19 protein-coding genes are annotated in these 22,764 nt (G+C 70.6%); 8 read left to right on the top strand and 11 right to left on the bottom strand.

What is annotated here, in order from left to right:
- Positions 1 to 11 precede the first annotated feature (11 nt).
- Positions 12 to 2,306: a transglycosylase domain-containing protein gene (locus tag CG740_RS11020; RefSeq protein ID WP_100574865.1), complete on the bottom strand. Its 2,295-nt coding sequence runs from the start codon at positions 2,304 to 2,306 to the stop codon at positions 12 to 14.
- A gap of 270 nt (positions 2,307 to 2,576) precedes the next feature.
- On the opposite strand from CG740_RS11020, the gene CG740_RS11015 reads away from it, so the two are divergent.
- Genes CG740_RS11015 through CG740_RS11000 form a run of 4 tightly spaced genes read left to right on the top strand, consistent with a single transcriptional unit; the run spans position 2,577 to position 8,552 of the window.
- Positions 2,577 to 4,958, top strand: coding sequence for an FtsX-like permease family protein (locus CG740_RS11015; RefSeq protein WP_100574864.1), 2,382 nt, complete (start codon positions 2,577 to 2,579; stop codon positions 4,956 to 4,958).
- 50 nt (positions 4,959 to 5,008) lie between these two features.
- Positions 5,009 to 5,533 (top strand): PadR family transcriptional regulator, encoded by a 525-nt coding sequence (locus tag CG740_RS11010; protein WP_100574863.1) that lies wholly within the window; start codon positions 5,009 to 5,011, stop codon positions 5,531 to 5,533.
- On the top strand, positions 5,530 to 6,222 hold the full coding sequence (locus tag CG740_RS11005; protein WP_100574862.1) for an ABC transporter ATP-binding protein: 693 nt from the start codon (positions 5,530 to 5,532) through the stop codon (positions 6,220 to 6,222). The genes CG740_RS11010 and CG740_RS11005 overlap by 4 nt, the downstream gene beginning before the upstream one ends.
- Positions 6,219 to 8,552 carry an ABC transporter permease gene (locus CG740_RS11000; protein ID WP_100574861.1) on the top strand — a complete coding sequence of 778 codons (2,334 nt, stop codon included), beginning with the start codon at positions 6,219 to 6,221 and terminating at the stop codon, positions 8,550 to 8,552. Before CG740_RS11005 ends, CG740_RS11000 begins: the two co-directional genes overlap by 4 nt.
- Before the next feature lie 172 nt (positions 8,553 to 8,724).
- On the opposite strand, the gene CG740_RS10995 is transcribed toward CG740_RS11000, so the two are convergent.
- Entirely contained in the window at positions 8,725 to 9,663 is a 939-nt protein-coding gene (locus CG740_RS10995) for a LysR substrate-binding domain-containing protein (RefSeq protein ID WP_100574860.1), read from the bottom strand.
- A gap of 164 nt (positions 9,664 to 9,827) precedes the next feature.
- Here CG740_RS10995 and CG740_RS10990 point away from each other — a divergent pair, with 164 nt between their 5' ends.
- Both CG740_RS10990 and CG740_RS10985 read left to right on the top strand, forming a co-directional pair.
- The gene (locus CG740_RS10990; RefSeq protein WP_100574859.1) at positions 9,828 to 10,382 is read left to right on the top strand and encodes a peroxiredoxin; all 555 of its coding nucleotides are present in this window, start codon (positions 9,828 to 9,830) and stop codon (positions 10,380 to 10,382) included.
- Between the two features lie 3 nt (positions 10,383 to 10,385).
- The gene (locus tag CG740_RS10985; RefSeq protein WP_100574858.1) at positions 10,386 to 10,919 is read left to right on the top strand and encodes an alkyl hydroperoxide reductase; all 534 of its coding nucleotides are present in this window, start codon (positions 10,386 to 10,388) and stop codon (positions 10,917 to 10,919) included.
- A gap of 87 nt (positions 10,920 to 11,006) precedes the next feature.
- Here the strand turns inward: CG740_RS10985 and CG740_RS10980 are convergent, their stop codons facing one another.
- The 4 genes from CG740_RS10980 to CG740_RS10965 form a co-directional block, all read right to left on the bottom strand.
- Complete coding sequence (locus tag CG740_RS10980) at positions 11,007 to 12,425, bottom strand: AI-2E family transporter (protein ID WP_100574857.1); 1,419 nt, start codon at positions 12,423 to 12,425, stop codon at positions 11,007 to 11,009.
- A 168-nt stretch (positions 12,426 to 12,593) separates the two neighbouring features.
- Entirely contained in the window at positions 12,594 to 13,304 is a 711-nt protein-coding gene (locus CG740_RS10975) for a transglycosylase SLT domain-containing protein (RefSeq protein WP_100574856.1), read from the bottom strand.
- 385 nt (positions 13,305 to 13,689) lie between these two features.
- Positions 13,690 to 15,012 carry a PhoH family protein gene (locus CG740_RS10970; RefSeq protein ID WP_100574855.1) on the bottom strand — a complete coding sequence of 441 codons (1,323 nt, stop codon included), beginning with the start codon at positions 15,010 to 15,012 and terminating at the stop codon, positions 13,690 to 13,692.
- Positions 15,013 to 15,505: 493 nt separating this feature from the next.
- Complete coding sequence (locus CG740_RS10965; protein WP_100575081.1) at positions 15,506 to 16,267, bottom strand: isoprenyl transferase; 762 nt, start codon at positions 16,265 to 16,267, stop codon at positions 15,506 to 15,508.
- 136 nt (positions 16,268 to 16,403) lie between these two features.
- Between CG740_RS10965 and mgrA the strand changes: the two genes are divergently transcribed.
- Positions 16,404 to 17,441, top strand: coding sequence for an L-glyceraldehyde 3-phosphate reductase (gene mgrA / locus CG740_RS10960; protein WP_100574854.1), 1,038 nt, complete (start codon positions 16,404 to 16,406; stop codon positions 17,439 to 17,441).
- Positions 17,442 to 17,847: 406 nt separating this feature from the next.
- On the opposite strand, the gene CG740_RS10955 is transcribed toward mgrA, so the two are convergent.
- Positions 17,848 to 19,377 (bottom strand): DUF2079 domain-containing protein, encoded by a 1,530-nt coding sequence (locus tag CG740_RS10955; RefSeq protein WP_100574853.1) that lies wholly within the window; start codon positions 19,375 to 19,377, stop codon positions 17,848 to 17,850.
- Positions 19,378 to 19,388: 11 nt separating this feature from the next.
- Positions 19,389 to 20,192 (bottom strand): class I SAM-dependent methyltransferase, encoded by an 804-nt coding sequence (locus CG740_RS10950; RefSeq protein WP_100574852.1) that lies wholly within the window; start codon positions 20,190 to 20,192, stop codon positions 19,389 to 19,391.
- A 46-nt stretch (positions 20,193 to 20,238) separates the two neighbouring features.
- Here CG740_RS10950 and CG740_RS10945 point away from each other — a divergent pair, with 46 nt between their 5' ends.
- The gene (locus tag CG740_RS10945) at positions 20,239 to 20,622 is read left to right on the top strand and encodes a DUF192 domain-containing protein (protein ID WP_100574851.1); all 384 of its coding nucleotides are present in this window, start codon (positions 20,239 to 20,241) and stop codon (positions 20,620 to 20,622) included.
- Here the strand turns inward: CG740_RS10945 and CG740_RS10940 are convergent.
- From CG740_RS10940 to CG740_RS10930, 3 genes are all read right to left on the bottom strand, one after another.
- Positions 20,612 to 21,367 (bottom strand): hypothetical protein, encoded by a 756-nt coding sequence (locus tag CG740_RS10940; protein ID WP_159030271.1) that lies wholly within the window; start codon positions 21,365 to 21,367, stop codon positions 20,612 to 20,614. The genes CG740_RS10945 and CG740_RS10940 overlap by 11 nt on opposite strands.
- A gap of 179 nt (positions 21,368 to 21,546) precedes the next feature.
- Positions 21,547 to 22,167 (bottom strand): OmpA family protein, encoded by a 621-nt coding sequence (locus CG740_RS10935; protein ID WP_100574849.1) that lies wholly within the window; start codon positions 22,165 to 22,167, stop codon positions 21,547 to 21,549.
- A 7-nt stretch (positions 22,168 to 22,174) separates the two neighbouring features.
- Positions 22,175 to 22,723, bottom strand: coding sequence for a hypothetical protein (locus CG740_RS10930; protein ID WP_234376188.1), 549 nt, complete (start codon positions 22,721 to 22,723; stop codon positions 22,175 to 22,177).
- Between the last annotated feature and the right edge of the window lie 41 nt (positions 22,724 to 22,764).

The following is a 22,764-nucleotide window of genomic DNA, read 5'->3' as shown; positions in this document are numbered from 1 at the left end:
TCCGGTTGCCGTCAGTTGCCCGCGTTGGGCACGAGCGGGTCGTCCGGCGGGCTCGCGCCGCCGGAGTTGCTCGATGTCGGCGTGGGCGGCTTCGGCTTGTGCGAGGTCGTGCCGGTGGGCGATCCGGTCGGGTCCGTCGTCTTGGACGGGGTGTTCGACGGGGTCTTGGACGGGGTGTTGGACGGGGTCTTGGACGGCGTGTTCGACGGGGTCTTGGACGGCGTGTTCGACGGCGTCTTGGACGGCGTGTACACCGGCTCCTTGGCCGCGCCCTGGTCGGTCTCCAGGTCGAACTTGTCGGCGCCGCCCTTGGCCGCGTCGAAGGTGTAACCGGCCCAGATACGGGCGGGGATCGAGCCACCGTTGACGCGGCCGTCCTCCCCGGCGCCGTTGGTCATCGTGACCTGGCCGCCCGTGGGGACGTGCACGTCCTTGCCGTCGATCTTCACCGTGCGCGGGCTGGCGGCCTCGCCCCACATCCCGACCGAGGTGACCAGGTCCGGGGTGTACCCGGTGAACCAGGCCGACTTGTTGTCGTCGGAGGTACCGGTCTTGCCCGCGACCTGCTTGCCGTTGCGGTTGTCGGCCTCGGCCACCGACGTCTTGGCCGTACCGTCGTCGACCACGCCGGTGAGCACCGAGGTGACCGCGTCCGCCGCGTCCCGGCTGATGACCTGGCTGCCGATGGGGTCGGGCTTGTTGTACTTGTGGTCCTTGTTCTCGGCGGCCTTCACGATCGACGGCGTGACTTCCTTGCCGTGGTTGTCGAGCGTGGCGTACACCGCGGCCATCTGGAGCGGGCTGGAACCGTAGGAGCCGAGCGTCATGGAGGGCACGGGGTTGAGGCCTTCGATGGACTTCATGCCCATGGCCACGGCCGTGTCCCGCACCTTGTCGAGGTGGGCGTCCACACCCATCTGCGCGAAGACGGAGTTGACGGACTTGTTCATCGCGTCCTGGACGCTGATGGGGCCGTAGTCCCGGTGGTCCTCGTTCGGCGGGGCGAAGGCGATGCTGCTCCCCTTGACCGGTCGGCTGCTGTCGCCGTCGTAGACGGTGTCGGCGGTGATCGGCTTGCCGTCCTGCGTCTGGGCGCCCTGGTTGAAGGCGGCCGCGAGGATGACCGGCTTGAAGGTCGACGCGGGCTGGTAGGTGGTGTTGCTCGCGTTGCTCAGCTGGTGCTTGAGGTAGTCCTGGCCGCCGTAGAGGGCGACCACCGAGCCGGTCTTAGGGTCCACCGAGGCCGCGCCGGCCTGGAGGTCCGCGTCGACCTTGCGCTTCTTCGGGTCGAGCTTGCTGGTCAGCTGCTCCTTGACCGCGTTCTCCAGGAGCTTCTGCTTGGCCGGGTCGATGTTGAGCGTGATCGTCCAGCCGCCGCGGGCCAGCAGGGCTTCGTCGACGTGATTGCGGATCAACTCGGCCTTGGCGGCGGCGACCAGGTAGCCCGTCTGCCCCTGCATCCCGGGGTCGGCCTTGGCGTCGTGGGGCGGCTCGAACTTGATCTTCTGCCGCTCTTCCGGCGTCAGCTTCTTCATCTCGACCATGTTGTCGAGGGCCTTGTTCCAGCGGCCTTCGACCAGCGCCTTGCCCGTCTTGCCGGCGACCTGCCAGTCGTACTGGCTCGGGGCCTGGAGCAGCGCCGCGAGGTAAGTGCCCTCCGACAGGTTCAGCTGGGAGACGTCCTTGCCGTAGTAGGCCTGGGCGGCGGCCTGGATGCCGTAGGCGTTGCGGCCGTAGTAGCTGGTGTTCATGTACCCGGCGAGGATGGTGTCCTTGCTGTAGCGCTGGTCCACCTTGAGGGAGATCACGATCTCCTTCAACTTGCGGGAGACCGTCTGCTCCTGCGTCAGGTAGTTGTTCTTGACGTACTGCTGGGTGATCGTCGAGCCGCCCTGGGCGCCCTTGCCCATCAGGGTCTTGATGATGCCGCGGGCGGTGCCCTTGAAGTCGACGCCCTTGTCGTCGTAGAAGGTCTTGTTCTCCAGGGCGACGAAGCTCTGCTGGATCGGCAGCGGCACCTTCTTGAGTTCCACCGTCTCGCGGTTGACCTTCCCGGACCGTGCGAGCACCTGGCCGTTGGAGAGCTTGTAGACGTTGCTCTCCAGCTGTGCCTCGTCATTGCCCGACGGGATCGGCACCATCAGGTAGATGACGTAGAACGCACCCATCGCGAGGAGGCAGAGCCCGAAGAACGTGCCGAGCATCTTCTTCCAGGTGAAGAACCGGCGTATGCCTTTCTTCTTCACCTTCTGCTTGCCCCGGCGCGTCCCGCCCTGCCGGGCGCGCCGCTCTTCCGCTCGGCCCATAACCTCAGTCGCTCGCCTTCATATGACTCACCAGACTCGCCAGATCAGCTCAGAAAACTAACACCGCACCTATGGACAAAGCGGATTCGATCACGCCTTTTCCGTACGTGAGAATCAGCACCTGCCCCATGGGAACCGACGATCGAATCGCCCCGAGGGTTGCGAAGGTCCCCGATACCGCCCTGGTTTGCCCCGTAATCGGGCGGTCGCAGGGGGCTATGCACCCCGGGTATACACGGCAGGTATACCTACCGCGTATAGTCGTCCCCCATGAAGCGACGCCTCCACGATCTCGGCCTCGGTATCCGGTTCGCCCTCGGCGGCGGCCGGGAGGGCTGGGCCCGCACCCTGCTCACCGCGGTCGGTGTCGGCCTCGGCGTGGCCCTGCTCCTCGGCGCGGCATCGGTGCCCCATCTCGTGGACCAGCGGGCCGACCGCATCCACGGCCGGCAGCCGTTCTCGGCGGGCTCGGAGAAGAACACCGGGCAGGTGAAGGCGTCCCTCCTGTACGCGAGTGCCGACACCGAGTACCGGGACGAGACCATCGGCGGCAAGCTGCTGCGCCCCGCCGATGCCGACCCCGTACTCCCGCCGGGCCTGAGCTCCGTACCGGCCCCCGGCACCATGGCCGTCTCGCCCGCACTGCACGAACTGCTCGACTCCCCCGAAGGCCGACTCCTGCGCCAACGGCTGCCGTACGACATCACCGCCACCATCGGCGACGCCGGACTTGTCGAGCCCTCGGAGCTCTACTTCTACGCGGGCAGTCCCTCGCTCTCCCCCGACAGCGGCGCCTCCAGCGCGGCCGGCTTCGGCAACATCGGCGAGACCGAGCCGCTCGACCCGATGCTGGTCGTGTTCGTGATCCTGATCTGCGTCGTGCTCCTGATGCCCGTCGCCATCTTCATCGCCACCGCCGTACGGTTCGGCGGCGAACGGCGCGACCGGCGGCTCGCGGCGCTGCGACTGGTCGGCGCCGACGCCCGCAGCACCCGCTGGACGGCCGGCGGCGAGGCCCTGGCCGGGGCCGTGCTCGGACTCGGCGTCGGCACCCTGCTCTTCCTCGGCGGCGCCGAACTCATCGGCCCCGTCGGCCTGTGGAGCTTCGGCTTCTTCCCGGGCGACCTGCGGCCCGTGCCCTGGCTCGCCCTGCTCGTCGCCGTGACCGTGCCCGCCCTCGCGGTGCTGGTGACCCTGGCCGCGCTGCGCTCGGTGGTGATCGAACCCCTGGGCGTCGTGCGGGGCGGCCGCACCCGGCGCCGCAGGCTGTGGTGGCGGCTCGTCCTGCCGGCCCTCGGCGTGGCCCTGCTCCTGCTGTCCCAGAACCCGGACGCGAGCTCGGGGCCGCTCTCGGCGGTGTCCTCCGGCCTCGGCCTCCCGCTGTACGAGTACCTCTCCCCCCTCTGCATCGCCGCGGGCGCCACCTTCGTCCTCGCCGGGCTCATCGCCCTGCTGCCCTGGCTCGTGGAGGCGGTCGTGGGCCGACTGCGCGGCGGCTCGCCGGCCTGGCAACTTGCCGTGCGCAGGCTCCAGTTGAGCAGCGGTCCGGCGGCGCGCGCGGTCGGCGGGATCACCGTGGCGGTCGCGGGGTCGGTGGCCTTGCAGATGTACTCGGTCGGCATCCACGACGACTTCAACAAGGTGACGGGCGCCGACGCGAGCCGCGCCCAGTACACCGTCCAGGCCGAATACCCGGACGCCAAGCTCGCCGAGCGCATGATCGGCGCCTTCCGCGAGACTCCGGGCGTCGGGAAGGTGATCGGCACGGTCGCCAGCTATGTGACGCTGCCCGGACCGGTCGCGTCGCAGGACGTCCGGCCCATCACCGAGCTGACCCTGGGCGACTGCGCGACCCTGCGCGAGCTGGCCCGCATCGACTCCTGCACGGACGGCGACACCTTCGTGGTGCACCCCTCCGACGACCACGACAGGGCCGCCTGGGTGGACCGCACGGCCCGGCCGGGTGAGCCGATCGACACCTCCGCCGGCGAGCCCGGCGTCCCGCCGACGCTGTGGACGCTGCCCGCCTCGGCCCGTACCGTCACCGCCCGCCCGGACCCCGCGGGCGCCGAGCACGACGGCATCTTCGCCACCCCGGGGGCGATCGACGCCTCCCTCCTGGGTTCGTCGGCCCACACCGCGGCCATGCTCAGCGTGGACCAGCGGGTCCCGGACGCGGCCGAGCACATCCGCAACACCGCGGCCCGGGTCTCCCCGCTGCTCGGCGTCCGGACCGTACGCACCCTGGAGCGCGACCAGCAGTACGCCGGGATCCAGACCGGACTCCAGGCCGCGGGGCTTGCCACGCTCGGTCTGATCGCGGCCGCCATGCTGGTCTCCCAGCTGGAGCAACTGCGCGAGCGCAGGCGCCTGCTGGCGGCCCTGCTCGCCTTCGGCACCCGGCGCGCGACACTCGCCGGCTCGGTGCTGTGGCAGACCGCGGTCCCGGTCGTGCTCGGCATCGGCCTCGCGGTCGCGGGCGGACTCGCGCTCGGCGCCCTGATGCTGCGGATCATCGGCAAGACCGTCACCGACTGGTGGCTGTTCCTGCCGCTGGCCGGGGCGGGCGCCGCGGTGATCCTCGCGGTCACCCTGCTGAGCCTGCCGGCCCTGTGGCGCCTGATGCGCCCCGACGGCCTGCGCACCGAATGACCCCTCAGAACTTCCTTACTCATTGCGGCAGTTGAGAAGAGAGGAACACCATGTCCATCGGCCACACCCTCCTGGGGCTCCTGGAGTCGGGCCCACGCCACGGGTACGACCTGAAGCGCGCCTTCGACGAGAAGTTCGGGCACGACCGCCCGCTGCACTACGGGCAGGTCTACTCGACGATGTCCCGGCTCCTGAAGAACGGCCTCGTCGAGGTCGACGGCGTGGAGGCCGGCGGCGGCCCCGAGCGCAAGCGGTACGCCATCACGGAGGCCGGCGTCACCGACGTCGAGACCTGGATCAGGCAGCCGGAGAAGCCGGAGCCCTATCTCCAGTCGACCCTCTACACCAAGGTCGTCCTGGCCCTGCTCACCGGCCGCGACGCGGGCGACGTCCTGGACACCCAGCGCGCCGAGCACCTGCGCCTGATGCGCGTGCTCACCGACCGCAAGCGGCACGGCGACCTCAGCGACCAGCTGATCTGCGACCACGCCCTGTTCCACCTGGAGGCCGATCTGCGGTGGCTCGAACTGACCGCCGCCCGCCTCGTCCAGCTCGCCTCGGAGGTACGCACATGACGCCCGCCGGCTCCCTGCTCGTCGCCCAGGACCTGCACAAGTCCTACGGCCCCACCCCGGCCCTCGACGGCGCCGGGTTCTCCATCCATCCCGGCGAGGTCGTCGCGGTGATGGGCCCGTCCGGCTCCGGCAAGTCGACGCTCCTGCACTGCCTCGCCGGCATCGTCACCCCGGACTCCGGCACGATCCGCTACGACGGCCGCGAGCTGTCCGCGATGTCGGACGCCGAGCGCAGCGCGCTGCGTCGCACCGAGTTCGGCTTCGTCTTCCAATTCGGCCAGCTGGTGCCCGAGTTGACGTGCGTGGAGAACGTCGCACTGCCGCTGCGCCTGACCGGCGTCAAGCGCAAGGAGGCCGAGCGCAGGTCCCTGGAGTGGATGGAGCGCCTGGAGGTCGCCGACCTCGGGCACAAGCGGCCCGGCGAGGTCTCCGGCGGTCAGGGCCAGCGGGTGGCCGTGGCCCGCTCGCTCGTGACCCAGCCCCGGGTGGTCTTCGCCGACGAGCCGACCGGCGCCCTGGACTCCCTCAACGGCGAGCGCGTCATGCAGCTCCTCACCGAGGCGGCCCGCTCCACCAACGCGGCGGTCGTCCTGGTCACCCACGAGGCGCGGGTCGCCGCCTACTCGGACCGCGAGATCGTCGTACGCGACGGAAAGTCCCGCGACATGATGCTGGAGCACTCCGTATGAGCCTGCTCCGCGACCTCGCGCTCGGCGCCCGGTTCGCCCTGGCGGGAGGCCGCGAGGGCTGGACGCGCACCCTGCTCACCGCCGTCGGCGTGGGCCTCGGCGTCGCCCTGCTGCTCGGCACCACCGCGCTGCCGGGCGCCCTGAACGCCCGCAACGCGCGCGACAACGCCCGCAACGACTACGGGGCTTCGGTCGACGGCGGCCCCGCGGCGGACACCCTTCTGATCGGCCGCGTCGACACGCAGTTCCAGGGCTCGGACGTACGGGGCCGGCTGGTCCAGCCGGAGGGCCCCGAGGCGCCGCTGCCGCCGGGCGTCTCGGCGCTCCCGGCGCCCGGCACCATGGCCGCCTCGCCCGCCCTGCGCGATCTGCTCGCCTCGTCCGAGGGCGAACTGCTGCGGGAACGCCTTCCGTACAAGGTCGTCTCGACCATCGCGGACAAGGGCCTGATGGGCCCGCACGAACTCGCCTATTACGCGGGCAGCGACCTCCTCAAGCAGCGCAAGGAGGTGGTGAACGATCGCGCCGAGGTGCTGCGGGTCAAGGCGTTCGTCAACCCGGCGCCGCAGCAGAAGATCGACCCGGTCCTGGCGCTGCTCATCGTGATCATCTTCGTGGTGCTGCTCATGCCGGTCGGTGTGTTCATCGCCGCCGCCGTGCGCTTCGGCGGCGACCGGCGCGACCGGAGGCTCGCGGCGCTGCGCCTGGCGGGCGCGGACCGGCGGATGACCCGGTGGATGGCGGCCGGTGAGGCGCTGGCCGGAGCCGTGGTCGGCGTCGTGGTCGGCGCCCTGTTCTTCGTGATCGGGCGCCAGTACGTGGGCGACATCTCGATCGCCGGGCTCAACGTCTTCCCCGCCGACCTCGACCCGAGCCCGCTGCTCGCGGTGGGGGTGGCGCTCGCGGTGCCCGCCTCGGCGGTCGCGGTCACCCTGTTCGCGATGCGCTCTGTGGTCGTCGAACCGCTCGGCGTGGTGCGCACCTCGGTGCCGCGCAGACGGCGCATGTGGTGGCGGGTGCTGCCGCCGCTGGCCGGGCTCGCCCTGCTCACCCCGCTGATGGGCCGCGGCCGCGACCGCGGGACCTTCAACCAGGTCCAGGTGATCGGCGGCACGGTCCTGCTGCTCATCGGTGTGACCGCACTGCTGCCCTGGCTGGTGGAGGCGGTCGTGCGCCGGCTCGGCGGCGGCCCGGTCGGCTGGCAACTGGCCGTCCGCAGGCTCCAGTTGACGTCCGGTTCGGCGGCCCGCATGGTGAACGGCATCGCGGTCGCGGTGGCCGGTGCGATCGCGCTGCAAATGCTGTTCGGTGCCGTCGAGGGCGACTACGTGAAGTCGAGCGGCGAGGACACCAGCCGGGCCCAGCTGTTCGTCCCGCTCGGCGACTCCACGCCCGACCAGCAGGTCCGCGATCTCGGCGCGTTGAAGAGCGTGTCCGGCGTGACCGGTGCGGCGGTCCTCGGCTCGCTGGAGGCCGGCGAGAAGGCGAAGGAGCCGCAGCACTTCATCCCCGTCACGGTCGGCACCTGCGCGGACCTGGGTCAGGCCGCCGCCCTGCCGTCGTGCAAGGACGGCGACACCTTCATCGCGACCGGCGGCGCGTGGGAGCCGGAGCTTGCCACGCCGCCGGGCAGCACGATCTACCTCGATCCGGCCACGGGCGGCTCCGCCACCCGGGGCACGGCGGTCCGCTGGACCGTTCCGCCGACCACCCGCAAGGCGGCGTCCCGGCCCGACCCCATGGGCCAGCGCCGCCCCGGCCTCATGGTCACGCCGGGCGCGCTCCCGCGGGGGGCGAAGCTGCCGATCCACTCGACGGCGTTCGTCTCGACCGCGCCGGGCGACAAGCTCGCCAAGGAGCGGGTCCTGAACGCGGCCGCCAAGGCCGATCCGCTCACCTCGGCACGTTCGCTGAGCGACCTCCAGACCTCGGCCCGGTTCGCCGGGGTCCGCAAGGGCCTCTACATCGGGGCCGCGGCGGTGCTGATGCTGATCGGCGCGAGCCTGCTCGTGTCGATGCTGGAGCAGCTGCGCGAGCGCAAGAAGCTGCTGTCGGCGCTGGTCGCGTTCGGCACCCGTCGCACCACCCTGAGCTGGTCGGTGCTGTGGCAGACCGCGGTACCGGTCGCGCTCGGCCTCGCGCTCGCCGCGGTGGTGGGCCTCGCGCTCGGCTCGGTGCTGCTGCGGATGGTGGGCCGCTCGGTGACCATCGACTGGGTCCCGGCGGTGTCGATGGTCGGCATCGGAGCGGGCGTAGTCCTGATCGTCACGGCCCTGTCGCTGCCGCCGCTGTGGCGGCTGATGCGTCCGGAGGGGCTGCGCACGGAGTAGCCGCGGAACGCGGGGCCGTGCCCTTTGCGCGGCTCCGCCGCGGCGGGCGCGACTGCCGGGTACCGGGTGCCCTAGCAGGGGCGCGGGGAACTGCGCGGGAAGCGGGCACGGTCCGCAGCCGGCAGCGGGGCTGAAGGGGCCCTGCGCCGGCACCGGGCGGGGTGGCGCCGGCCTACCTCGACACCCGTACCGGAAGGCCCCGCAGCGCCCCGCGCAGGGCGGCCGCGAACTCCTCGAACTCGCCCTGGCGCGCGGCACCCGTCCGCATCGCCAGGGCGATCGTGCGCGAGGGGGCCGGTTCCGCGAAGTACCCGGTGACCAGGCGGTCGTTGCGGCCCGTCTCGATCTCGACGGCGGTGCGCGGCAGCAGCGTCACCCCGAGCCCGCCCGCCACCAGCTGCACCAGAGTGGAGAGCCCGGCGGCGGTCGTCGTCACCGGCGCCCCGTCGGTGCGCCCGGCCTCCCGGCAGATGTCGAGCGCCTGGTCGCGCAGGCAGTGGCCCTCGTCCAGGAGGAGCAGATGCAGCTCGCGCAGCGCCTCGCGGGGAATGCCGGCACGACCGCCGAGCCAGTGGTCCTGCGGGGTGACGAGCACGAAGTCCTCGTCGAACAAAGGGAGTTCACTGACACCGGGCACACCGAGCGGCACGGCGAGCAGCAGCAGATCGAGCCGTCCGGCGCCGAGCCCTTCGAGGAGTGAGGAGGTCTGCTCCTCGTGGACCTGGAGGTCGAGCTCGGGGTAGCGCTCGTGCACGAGGCGCAGCACGGCGGGCAGCAGATACGGCGCCACGGTCGGGATCACACCGAGCCGGAGCACCCCGGTGAACGGCGCCCGCACCGCCTCGGCCTCCTCCATCAGCGCGCCCACCGCGTCGAGGACCGCCTTGGCCCGCACCGCGAGCCGCTCCCCCGCCGGCGAGAGCAGAACCTTGCGGGTCGTACGCTCCAGGAGCTGGACGCCGAGCGCGTCCTCCAGGGCCGAGACCGCGCCGGACAGGGCGGGCTGGCTCATGCCGATGGCCGCCGCCGCGTCCCGGAAGTGCAGATGTTCCGCCACGGCCGCGAACGCTCGCAACTGCGCCAGGCTGGGCTGCTTGCCCCGGTTGCTCATGCCCCTATTACTGATGGCCACTGATAGGCACCTCCGATCACGCTGACCCAGTCTAGCTATTTCACTGATCAATACTCCCTGTGCCAGGATCGGCAATCCGTCCAACCCCGTAGGAAGCTTCCGAATCCGCTCGATTCGGGCTTCCTCGTTCGCAAGGAGAGCGCGTGCTCACTGTTGGTGACCAGTTCCCCACGTACGACCTGACTGCCTGTGTCTCGCTGGAAAGCGGCCAGGAGTTCCAGCAGATCGACCACAAGACCTACGAGGGCAAGTGGCGCGTGGTCTTCGCGTGGCCCAAGGACTTCACCTTCGTCTGCCCGACCGAGATCGCCGCGTTCGGCAAGCTGAACGACGAGTTCGCGGACCGCGACGCCCAGATCCTCGGCTTCTCCGGTGACTCCGAGTTCGTGCACCACGCCTGGCGCAAGGACCACCCGGACCTGACCGACCTCCCGTTCCCGATGCTGGCCGACTCGAAGCACGAGCTCATGCGTGACCTCGGCATCGAGGGCGAGGACGGCTTCGCGCAGCGCGCCGTCTTCATCGTCGACCCGAACAACGAGATCCAGTTCACGATGGTGACCGCCGGTTCCGTGGGCCGTAACCCCAAGGAGGTCCTGCGGGTCCTCGACGCCCTGCAGACCGACGAGCTGTGCCCGTGCAACTGGACCAAGGGCGAGAACACCCTTGACCCGGTCGCGCTGCTGGCCGGTGAGTAACCCATGTCCCTCGACGCGCTGAAGTCCGCCGTACCGGACTACGCCAAGGACCTGAAGCTGAACCTCGGTTCGGTCATCGGCAACTCCGAGCTCCCGGCCCAGCAGCTGTGGGGCACGGTGCTCGCCACCGCCATCGCCTCGCGCAGCCCGATCGTGCTGCGCGAGCTGGAGCCGGAGGCCAAGGCCAACCTGTCGCCCGAGGCGTACACGGCGGCCAAGGCGGCCGCCGCCGTCATGGCGATGAACAACGTCTTCTACCGCACCCGCCACCTGCTCTCCGACCCGGAGTACGGCACCCTGCGGGCCGGTCTGCGGATGAACGTCATCGGCAACCCGGGCGTGGAGAAGGTCGACTTCGAGCTGTGGTCGCTCGCCGTCTCCGCGGTGAACGGCTGCGGCCAGTGCCTCGACTCGCACGAGCACGTGCTGCGCAAGGCCGGCGTCGACCGCGAGACGATCCAGGAAGCCTTCAAGATCGCCGCGGTGATCCAGGCTGTCGGCGTCACCCTCGACTCCGAGGCCGCGCTGGCCCAGTAGGACCGCGTACGGAACAGGTACGGAACACCAGAAGGGCCCCGCCGGTAGCGCACCGGCGGGGCCCTTTCGGCATGCGTACGGGCCGGACTACTCGCGGTCCGCGGTCACGGCGGGCACCACGGCGGCCGGCGGGGCGCCCTCGACCGCCTGGGCACTGCGCAGCGCGTTCTCGCGGGAGTACTTCCGCAGATAGCCGACCACCGTGTTGGTGACCGCGACCAGCGGGACCGCGACCACCGCGCCGCCGATGCCGCCGACCAGTCCGCCGGCGGCCACCGACAGGACCACCGCGAGCGGGTGCACCCGGACCGCGCGGCCCAGGATGAAGGGCTGGAGCACATGGCCCTCGATCTGCTGGACGGCCAGGACCACGAGCAGCACCATCAGCGCGTTGAACACGCCGTCGGTGACCAGGGCGACCACCACGGCGAGCGCGCCCGAGACGACCGCGCCGACCAGCGGGATGAAGGCGAACAGGAAGATGAACACGGCGAGCGGCACCGCCATGGGCACGCCCAGGAAGTAGATGCCGATGCCGATGCAGATCGCGTCGATCAGGGCGACTATCACCGTGCCGCGCACATACGCGGTGAGCGTGCGCCAGGCCTTGGGCCCCGCGCCCGCGACACCCGGCCGGGCGGCCTCCGGCACCAGGTTGAGGACCCACTGCCAGATCTTCGGGCCGTCGTACAGCAGGAACAGCGTCGAGAACATCGCGAGCAGTATCCCGGTGAGCACCTCGACGAGGACGGTCACGCCCTGGAGCCCGGCGTTGGTGATCTCGTTGGTGTTGGCCCCGATGGTGTCGCTGAGGTTCTTGGCGATCTGGTTGATCTGGTCCTCGGTGACGTGGAACGGGCTGTTCAGGGCCCAGCGCTTGAGCTCCTCGATACCGGCCCGCACCTTGCTGGACAGATCGTCGAGGTTGTCCATGACCTGCCAGACCACGAACCAGCCGACGAGCCCCATGATGACGAACCCGGAGATCGCGGTGAGCGCGGTGGCCAGGCCCCTGGGCAGCCCCATCCGCTTGAGCCGGGCGACCGTCGGCTGGAGCAGAGCGGTGATCAGCAGGGCCGCCACGAACGCGAGGACCACCAGGCTGACCGCGCTGATGATCTGCGTCAGCACGTAGATGGAGCCGGCGAGGACCAGCAGGCGCCAGCCGACGGCCGCGGCGACCCGCATACTCCACGGCACCGCGTCCACCGGATCGGGCCGGGCGGAGACCGCGGGCGCGTACGAGGGCGGCGGCGGCACGTGCTCGGGGGCGTGCTCGTCGGCCGGCTCCAGCTCGGCCGACGGCCCGCCCGACGGCTCGGGTGCGGGGGCGGCGGGCGGCTTCCTGGGCGGTGGTCCCTGCACGGACACCGGGGGCGCGGGATCGACGATGACCGGGTCGAGCTCGGCGTCGGCCTCCGCCGCCGCCCTGCGCTCGTCCAGACGCTCTCCCATGCGGGTCAGTCCGGCGCCTAGCCGTCCGAGCAAACCGGGCACTCTCGACATGATCCCGCCATTTCCCTTTTCCCCGATGTTGAGTCGCCCCACCGCGTACCCCCGAAACGTGATTCTGACCGTACACGGGCGAAGCCCCGCACCGAAGGACGGTGCGGGGCTCCGGAAGGTTGAGCGGCTGTTGGCTGTTCTTCGCCGGGCCGGCCTACCTGACGATCTCTAGTACCAGCTGTGGGCCTGCCAGAACGACCAGGCGCCGCAGGGGCTGCCGTAGCGGTCGTTCATGTAGTTCAGGCCCCACTTGATCTGCGTGGCCGGGTTGGTCTGCCAGTCGGAGCCGGCCGAGGCCATCTTGTTGCCGGGCAGAGCCTGGACGAGGCCGTAGGCGCCGGAACCGCCGTTGGTGGCCGTGTAGTCCCAGCTCGACTCGTTGTTCACGATGTGGCTGAAGCACTGGAACTGACCCGAAGGAACGATCTGCTGGGCGATCGCCTGGACCTCGGCGATCGAGTACGAGCTCTTGACCGCGAAGTTCGTGCGGCTCGACGAGCGGCTGGCGGCCTGGGTCTCCAGGTCGCGGGCCTTGGCGTCGGCGGCCTCCTTGTCGGCCTTCGCCTTGTCCGCGGCGTCCTTCTTGGACTTCGCGTCCTCGGCGGCCCGAACGCGCGCGGCCTCCTCGGCGGACTTCTTCGCGGTGGCACTCGCCTGGGCGGACTGCGCGTCCGCCTGCTGCGTCAGGGACGCGGTCTGCACCTGGGCCTGCTGGCCGGCGGGGATGTCGGCAAGAAGCGTCGTGTCGGCAGCGGTCGCCTCGAAGTTGTCGTTCGAAGCGGCGGCAGGGCTTCCTGCGGCAACGCCGACAACGGCGCCAACGGTGGTGACCGCAGTGGCAGATGCCACCGCGAACCCCCGGACCGAGATCCGGCTCACACGGTTTCCTTCCAGCAGCATCCGCACGGGTGACCTCGCGGACGCAATCGTGCCCCTGGCTCTCTCCTCCCAACTACTGGGTCACGGGAGGAACTGACCCGATGGGCAACTCCCTTGCGGGAAGTGCCACGTGATGCGCGGGCGGCATACGGCTCAGCTATTGAGTTGCGTGGGTACCGGGGTACCCGGGATACAGGGGTGCCGTATGCGGGGCCTGACGGATCCAAGACTCTGCCGGAAGCCGACGCCGCAAGGCAATTCCCCGTTGCGTGTTAAACCTCACACCTCGTTAACCCCAGTAGTTTTTTCCAACCGCAGACACAAGAAGGCGCCGCCCGGCTAGGCTGCTGCGCTCGCCGGACGGCGCCAACTGGCGCTTACTGCCTCAGATCGAGACGTCCTCCAGCATTTCGGTCACCAGGGCGGCGATCTGCGAACGCTCGGACCGGGTGAGGGTGACATGCGCGAACAGCGGGTGCCCCTTGAGCTTTTCGACGACCGCCACGACACCGTCGTACCGGCCGACCCTCAAGTTGTCGCGCTGGGCCACGTCATGGGTGAGCACCACCCGCGAATTGGCCCCGATCCGGGACAGAACGGTCAGCAGGACGTTCCGTTCCAGTGACTGCGCCTCGTCCACGATCACGAACGCGTCGTGCAGCGAGCGGCCCCGGATGTGGGTGAGCGGCAGGACTTCGAGCATCCCGCGCGAAGTGACCTCCTCGATGACCTCACGGCTGGTCACCGCGGACAGCGTGTCGAAGACGGCCTGGGCCCAGGGGCCCATCTTCTCGGCCTCGGAACCCGGCAGATAGCCGAGTTCCTGGCCGCCCACCGCGTACAGCGGCCGGAAGACCATCACCTTCTTGTGCTGCCGGCGCTCCAGGACCGCTTCCAGGCCCGCGCAGAGCGCGAGCGCCGACTTGCCCGTGCCGGCCCGCCCGCCCATCGAGATGATGCCGATCTCGGGGTCGAGCAACAGGTCGAGCGCGATCCGCTGTTCGGCGCTGCGGCCGTGGATGCCGAACGCCTCGCGGTCACCCCGCACCAGCTTGACGTTGCCGTCCGGCGAGACCCGCCCGAGCGCCTTGCCGCGCTCGGAGAGCAGCACGAGCCCGGTGTGGACGGGAAGCTCGGCGGCCTCCGGAACGTAGAGCGTCTCCTCCTCGAAGAGCAGGTCGACCTGTTCGCCGCTCAGCGGCAGTTCGGCCATCCCGGTGAAGCCGGAGTCGGTGATGGCCAGTTCGGCGCGGTACTCCTCGGCGAGCAGGCCCACCGACGACGCCTTGATCCGCAGCGGCAGGTCCTTGGACACGACGGTGACGTCGAATCCCTCCGCCTGGAGATTGCGGGCCACGGCGAGAATGCGGGAGTCGTTGTCCCCCAACCTGTAGCCGGCGGGCAGTACGCCGGGATCGGAATGGTTCAGCTCGACACGGAGGGTGCCGCCTAGCTCGCCCATCGGGATGGGGGCGTCGAGGCGTCCGTACCGGACCCGGAAGTCGTCCAGCAGGCGCAGGGCCTGCCGGGCGAAGTAGCCGAGCTCGGGATGGTGCCTCTTGGCCTCCAGCTCTGTGACCACGACGATGGGGAGCACCACTTCGTGCTCCTCGAACCGGGTCATCGCATTGGGGTCGGCCAGCAGGACGCTGGTGTCGAGTACGTAGGTGCGCCGGTCGGGCATGCGGCGCTTTGTGCTGGTCACCACGGAAGGACGTACCCCCTCGTAAGAGGCGCATGAGAACGGGGTGCGACGGCGTCGCGGAAACGGGGACCGGGCTTCGACCGCGCTGCGCGGGCCGAGCTCCGGCCCTCCACGTCGCCCGCGCGCGGTGCGCGGTCGTCCTGGTGCAAAGGGCCTCCCGGGCGGATGGCGTTGCCGCCACCCACTGAGATCCGACGCCCGTGGTCCGGACGTCGACCTGGGTGGGTTATGCCCTCGAACACCCGAAGCCATGCCCGGTCATATGCCTGGAGTTCCCGCTGGGGCTCCGCCCCAGACCCCGTATCGCGCCTGAACGGCGCTCGTCCTCAATCGCCGGACGGGCTGAAGATGCTCGCGCCGGCCCGCACCGAGTACTCAGGGGCGCGGGGAACTGCGCGACCAGCCACCTACGGCCCGCAGCAAAAAGCCGGACGGGAGCAGAATCGAGCCCGTCCGGCGATTGAGGGCAAGAAGGGGGCGAAAACCGGGGCCGCCCTCAGCTGCCGTACCTCCGATGCCGCGCAGCGTAATCACGCAGGGCGCGCAGGAAGTCGACCTTGCGGAAGGCCGGCCAGAAGACTTCGCAGAAGTAGTACTCGGAGTGGGCCGACTGCCACAGCATGAAGCCGGAAAGCCGCTGCTCCCCACTCGTACGGATCACGAGGTCGGGGTCGGGCTGGCCCCGCGTGTACAGGTGCTCCGAGATGTGCTCGACGTCGACGATCTCCGCGAGCTCCTCGAAGGACGTCCCCTTCGCCGCGTGCTCGTGCAGCAGCGAGCGGACCGCGTCCGCGATCTCCTGGCGCCCGCCGTAGCCGACGGCGACGTTGACCAGTATCCCGTCGATGTCGTGCGTGGCCTGCTCGGCCTCCTTGAGCACCGACTGGGTGTGCCCGGGCAGCAGATCCGCGTTGCCGACGTGGTGCACCCGCCAGCGCCCGTCCGCCGCCAAGTCCCGTACCGCGTCCTCGATGATGCCGAGCAGCGGGATCAACTGGTCCTCGGGGCGGTCCAGGTTGTCGGTGGAGAGCAGCCAGAGGGTGACGACCTCGACGTCCGTCTCGGCACACCAGCCGAGCAGTTCCTGGATCTTGCTGGCTCCGGCCTGGTGGCCCTGCTCGGGGCTGCGGGCGGAGGCCTTGGCCCAGCGCCGGTTGCCGTCCAGGATGACGCCGATGTGCTTGGGCACCTGGTCGTGGTCGAGGCGGCCTTCCACCCGGCGGGCATAGAGCCTGTACACCAGGTCGCGCAAACTCACCGATTCCACCCTCTCGTTGCCTTCCGGGGGCCCGCCGCCGCCCCGTACTCCGGCAGCCCCAGGGAAAGCACAGTACTGCGGACGGGTCACGGCGGCCCAACTCGGTCTGTCACAAGTCCGTGATAAGCAGGGAAACGTGACTGAATCGCTCCGCTACCTCGCCGCCGCCGACCGCTACGACTCCATGGAGTACCGCCGAACGGGTCGCAGTGGCCTCAAGCTCCCCGCCGTATCACTCGGCCTGTGGCACAACTTCGGTGACGACCGCGCCCTGGATTCCCAGCGTGCGATCCTGCGCCGCGCCTTCGACCTGGGTGTCACCCACTTCGACCTGGCCAACAACTACGGCCCGCCGGCCGGCTCCGCCGAGCTCAACTTCGGCAAGATTTTCGGCCAGGACTTCGCCGCGTACCGGGACGAGCTCGTCATCTCCACCAAGGCCGGTTATCTGATGCACCCCGGGCCGTACGGCGAGTGGGGTTCGCGCAAGTACCTGCTGTCCTCGCTCGACGCGTCCCTGAACCGCATGGGCCTGGACCACGTCGACATCTTCTACTCGCACCGCTTCGACCCGGAGACCCCGCTGGAGGAGACGATGGGCGCGCTCGCGTCCGCCGTCCAGCAGGGCAAGGCGCTGTACGTGGGCGTCTCCTCGTACAACAGCGAGCAGACCGCCGAGGCCGCCCGGCTCCTGAAGGAGATGGGCGTACCGGCCCTGATCCACCAGCCGTCGTACTCGATGATCAACCGCTGGACGGAGGAGGACGGGCTGCTCGACACCCTGGAGACCGCCGGCATGGGCTGCATCTCCTTCGTGCCGCTCGCCCAGGGCCTGCTCACCGACAAGTACCTCAAGGGCATCCCGGAGGGTTCGCGCGCGACCCAGGGCAAGTCCCTGGACCCGAACCTGCTGAGCGGCGAGGTGGTACGCCGGCTGGTCGGGCTGAACGACATCGCCGTGCGGCGCGGCCAGTCGCTCGCGCAGCTGGCGCTGGCCTGGGTGCTGCGCGACCCGCGTATGACGTCCGCGCTCATCGGCGCTTCCAGCGTGCGGCAGTTGGAGGAGAACGTGGCGGCGCTGGCCGGACCGGCGCTCAGCGACGCGGAGTTGAAGGAGATCGACACCTTCGCCGTGGACACCGAGGGCACCAACATCTGGGCCCGTCGCGGCTGACGGCATCCGGCTCGGCCGGCGTACCGCGGGCCCGGCTCGGGGGTGCCGAAGAAAAAACGGGCCGGTCCGTGGGGGGGATACGGACCGGCCCGAGGGGGGGTTTCCACCATAACCCTTCGTAAGTGATGCTGGGTGCCACGGCGCCCCGGAACTACGCTCCGAAACCGGGCCAGTACGCTTTTCCGGTCCCTCTCAGGGGTGACCCCGGCACCGGGAGCGGGCTTGACCGCGCAGGTCAGAGGGGTTGTGGCCGCCTCGCCGCAGCGCACATGCGCTCGTTCGGAACGTCAAAATCCACTCGGCCCGAGCTTCACCCCACTGGCCCAAGCGGGACAGCACGGTGTGACCGTCCGATGCCGTCCCGTACACGAGAGCGCTTACCGAGGGGCCGCCCCCCGAGCGGGGTTCAGCCGCTGCGGCGCAGCAGCGAGACACCGTCCGCCTCCGCCACCCGTACGTATCCGTACCGCGCGAGCGTGGCGGCGTACTCCTGCTCCTGCCGGGGGGCCGGGTAGGGCCAGGGGCCCGGCGGGTAGGGCCAGGACTCCGGGGGGATGCGGTCGTAGGCGATCCACTGGGCCGTGGGCGGCGGGATCGGGCCGTCCGTCGAGTACAGCGTCCAGTGCACCGGGAAGGTCGGGAACAGGGCGACCGTGGTGCGTGAAGTCAGTTGCGGGACAAGGCGGTTGGAGGCGGCGACGGTCGCGCCGTCGGGGATGCGGCGCAGCAGTTCGCGTACGGCCGTGACGTGCGGGGTGGTGCGCCAGGTGGAGCGGTGGGCGATCTGGGCGAGCGGGAAGGACGGGACGAGGATCAGTGTCACGGCCGCGACGGTCGCGAGCGAGGCCCGCACATGGCGCCGGGCGAGCGGGTCGCCGGCGGCGGCGTACGGCCGCAGCGCGTCGATGAGCGCGGCGAACACGACGGGCATCAGGACCGCGGAGTAGTGGAAGGCGGTCCCCCAGTGGAAGGCGTTGGTGGACAGCATCCGCCAGCCGAGCGTGGGCACCGCGATCAGGGCGAGCGGTGAGCGCAGCGCGATGAGCGCGGCCGGTGCGAAGACGAGGACCAGGGTGGTCGCCTTCACCTCGGGGCGCACGGCGTCCAGCGGCGCGAGGGCGAGCGTGGTGAGCAGTGAGTGGTGGCCGGGCGCGAGGTTGGCGGCGTGCGCGTAGGTGCCGGCCGGGTTGAAGTACGGCATCAGGACCTTGAATTCGAGCGCGCTGCCCGCCAGGCCGAGCAGCGCGGCCGCGATGCCGAGGCGGCGCGGGCCGCGCCAGGCCACGTACGCCCCGATCGCGGCGAGCGTCAGTCCGAGGTCCTCCTTGACCAGGAGCAGCGGCACCGACCAAGCGAGCGCGCGCCGCCAGTTGCGCCGGGCCAGCGCTTCGAGGGCGTAGGACACCAGCGGGACCGCGAAGCACACCTCGTGGAAGTCGAACCCGACCGCCGATGCGATGCCCCAGCTCAACCCGTATCCGCAGGCCACCACATGGGCGGCGCGGCGGCCGAGGACGCGCGCGGCCTGCCGGGCGAGCGGCACCACGGCGAGCGCGAGCAGCGCGGCCTGGGCCGCGAGCAGCGTGTACGGGGAGGGCGCGAGGCGGTAGAGGGGGGCGAGGACGGCGAGCACGGGGTGGAAGTGGTCGCCGAGGAGGTTGAAGCCGTCGCCGCGCAGCGGGACGACGGGCGCGCGCAGCCGGGCGTACGCGCGGACGGCCTGCTCGAAGATGCCGAGGTCGTAACCGGTGGTGCGGACCAGCGCCTGGCGCCGGGCCGAGATGGTGGCGTACAGCAGGAAGAGCGCGGCGGCCCACCCCCACCACAGGAGGGCGGGCCGGCCGATGCGTACGCGCGGGATGCGGAAGATGACGGGTACGGACGTGCCCGGCGACCGCGCGCCCCGCCCTACCCTTTGATCGGCGATTGTCCCCATATGCCCCGATGCTAAGCAGCGCGCGTGGGCCTCAGCGGCTTCCGCGCCTCGATCAGGAAGCGTGTCGTGTGCGCGACGAAGGGGCCTTCGGTACGGATCTGCTCGTCGAGCGCCTTCAACTGGTCGCGGTACTCCTCGACGGTGAAGCCGGGCACCATCCAGATCACCTTGCGCAGGAAGTAGACGACGGCGCCGATGTCCAGGAACTCCGTCCGCAGCTTCTCCAGGCGCAGATCGACGACTTCGAGCCCGGCGCTCTCCGCCTCCTTGCGCGCCTTGCCGGGGTCGCGCCCGCCGCGCACCTCCGGCGGCTGCGGACCCAGGAAGTACTCGACGAGCTCGAACACGCTGGCCGGGCCCACCTGTTGGGAGAAGTACGTGCCGCCCGGGGAGAGCACACGGGCGATCTCCGACCACCAGGTGGTGACGGGGTGACGGCTGACGACCAGGTCGAAGGCGCCGTCGGCGAACGGCAGCGGCGGCTTGTCCTCGTCGGCGACGACCGCCACTCCGCGCGGGTGGAGCAGGCCGGTGGCGCGGGCGACGTTCGGCGGCCAGCCCTCCGTCGCGACGGCGAGCGGGGGCAGCTGCGGCACGGCGGCGAGGACCTCGCCGCCGCCGGTCTGGACGTCGAGGGCGGCGGTGGCCTTCGCCATCCGCCCGGCCATCGAACGGGCATACCCCCAGGACGGCCGCTCTTCGGTGGCCCGGCCGTCGAGCCAGGAGAAGTCCCAGCCGTCGACGGAGACGGACGCGGCCTCGTCGATCAGTTCCTCGAAGGGGCGGTTGTTGTGGTTCCTGATGTTTCGGCCCATGTTGCGGACCCTACGCGGCGGCCCCGCGAGCGACTACCGTTTATCCATGGGCCGATGGAGGGACGGAACGGGCGAGTTGAGTGTGCTCGACGGCGCCGGGGAGCCCGGCCCGCCGGTCCCGCTGGAGATCGCGGCGTCCTATCGGGCCCGCACGCGGGGCCTGCTCGGCCGCGACGGCATCACGGGCGCGATCCTCCTCACCCCCGCGAGCAGCGTGCACACCTTCCGGATGCGCTTCGCGATCGACGTGGCCCATCTGGACCGCCGGCTCCGGGTGATCGCGGTCCGCACGATGCGCCCGGGCCGCCTCGGCGCGATCCGGCCGCGGGCCCGGTACGTCCTGGAGGCGGAGGCGGGCGCGATGGCCGCGTGGGGCCTGCGGCCCGGTGTCCGGGTCGCGATCGCGACCGGTCAGGATCTCAGGACTTGAGCTTGGCCGCCTGCGCAACGGCGAGCTCGGCCGGAATCTGGGGCGTGTCGTCACCGGTGACGTCGACCGCGTAGTACGTCACGACCGTCGTCCCGCTGCGCACCACCAGGAACACCATCGGCACCGGGTCGCCCTGCGCGGTGCCCATCAGCTCGTACGCGAGGGCCTCGTCGCCGACCTTCGGCGCGGGCACCTCCTTGACCTCGGTGAACTCGCTGGGCTCCAGGTCGCCGCCCTTGGTCTTGAACCCGTCGGCGCAGGCGTCGATGGCGGTACGCAGCCGGGGCAGCACATCGGTCGCCCCGGCCGGGTGGGCCCCGAGCACCTCGGTGACGACGGTCTGGTCGGCCTGCCCGTCCTCGCTGGCCTTCACCAGGCGCCGGTAGACGGTCGCGGAGGGCGCGGGGTCGGGCGTGCCGTTGATGACGGCCACGAACGGCATGCACTCGGCCTTGGCCGTCCGGGAGCTGCCGGTGGGGGTGCCGCCCTCCAGGGGTTCGGCCGAGAAGTCCTTCACGTCACCGGTCACGAGCGCGGCCTTGGCGAGCTGGTCGCTGCTGAGTGCCCCGGCGGCCGCCTTCACCTGTGCGCTGCCACTGGCGCCGGGCGCGGCCGAGGTGTCCCGCACGGAGCCCTCGGCACCCTGGCCACTCGCCCCGCCGGGCCCGCAAGCCGCCACGGCGGCGAAGGCGATCAGACACACCCCAGCGGTTGCCGTACGGCTCCGTACCAGCCTTGGCTTCATACCCCGCACCGTAACAACCACTCCTGTGGATTGGCTGGGTCTCGGCCCGCCCTATTTCCCACCCCGACAGGCCGCCGGAGCACGGCCGTGCGGCCGCCATGGGCGGTTACCCGGGGCGGCGCCCGGCTAACTCCCCGACCCCGGGCGTCAGTTGGTCGCAGCCCCGGTCGCGCGGACCGCTACCCGCCGCTCCGGGTGAAGCTGACCTCGACGCGGCGGTTCTTCTTGCGGCCGTCCTCCGTCGAATTGTCGGAGATCGGGTAGTCCTCGGCGTAGCCCCGGATCTCGAAGGTGACATCGGGGCCGAGGGAAAGGGAGAGCGCCTTCTGGACGGCGTCGGCGCGCTCCTTCGACAGCACCAAGCCGTGCTCATGCGTACCGAGGTTGTCGGTGAAGCCGAAGACCCGGACGCTGGTCGCCTTCTGCTTCTTGACCTCGGCGGCGATGCCCTGGATGCGGTCGTTGGCGTCGGGCGAGAGGGCCGCGCTGTCCATGGCGAACAGCACCTCCGCCTGGAGCGCGAACGTCACGCTGGTGTTGGTGTCCGAGCGGCGCTCCTCGCCGCCCTGGTCCTCGACGATCGACTTGATGTCGAGCACCTTGGGCGCGGCGAGCGTGCCGCCCTCGGGGAGCTTCAGATTCGGCGAGGTCCCGTCGACCTTCATCGAAGGATCGCTGGTCGCCTCGGTGCCGGGCAGTGGGGGGCTGCTCGGCGTCTCGTCGGCGTACGCGGTGGTACCACCGGCGGCCAGGACTAGCGCGGCGGCGATCGCTACGGCTGCGTGCCGGGTTCTGGTCATGGTGTGATCACCCGGAGACGGGGACGGTCATGGTGGGGAAGGTCGGGAGCTGGAAGTCGACGTCCTTGGTGCCGGCGGGTGGGGCGGGGAACTGAGCGAAGAAGGGCACGGTCTGGCCTGCCTTAACGCCTACGATGCCCATCGTGCAGAGGCACTTTCCGCCGGTGTCGCGCAGCACGTAGTAGCGCTTCTTGCCGACCTTGTCCACCAGAGTCGCCCCAGCTACCGAGTCGCCGCTGGCCAGCACATCCTTTTCCGTACCGACCCAGCCGGACGTGTCGACGAAGTTCTCCGAACCGGGATTCCTCAGCTGACCCGTCACCGTCACGAATCCGCCGGTGTCGCGCGCCACGCTGTTGATGGTGAGAAGGATGCCGCCCTGGCCCGTGGCTTCCGCGAGTTTGACCGTTGGTTCGGTCTTCGGCGCCGAGGTGCCGGACTGCTGGCTGCCTCCGGAAGCCGCCTTGGACTGGGGACCGCTGCTCGCGCTACCGGACTTGCCGTCCTTGCTGTCGCTGCCGCACCCGCCGACAGCCAACGCCAGAGCCACAACCATCGCTGCCGCCGCCCCCCTACGGGCCCTCAACGTATGCCGAA

This window comes from Streptomyces sp. CB01201 (genome assembly GCF_002803085.1).
GTDB lineage: Bacteria > Actinomycetota > Actinomycetes > Streptomycetales > Streptomycetaceae > Streptomyces > Streptomyces hundungensis.
Note: the sequence above shows the minus strand (reverse complement) of the source record. Positions and strands in the feature narration are given on the sequence as shown.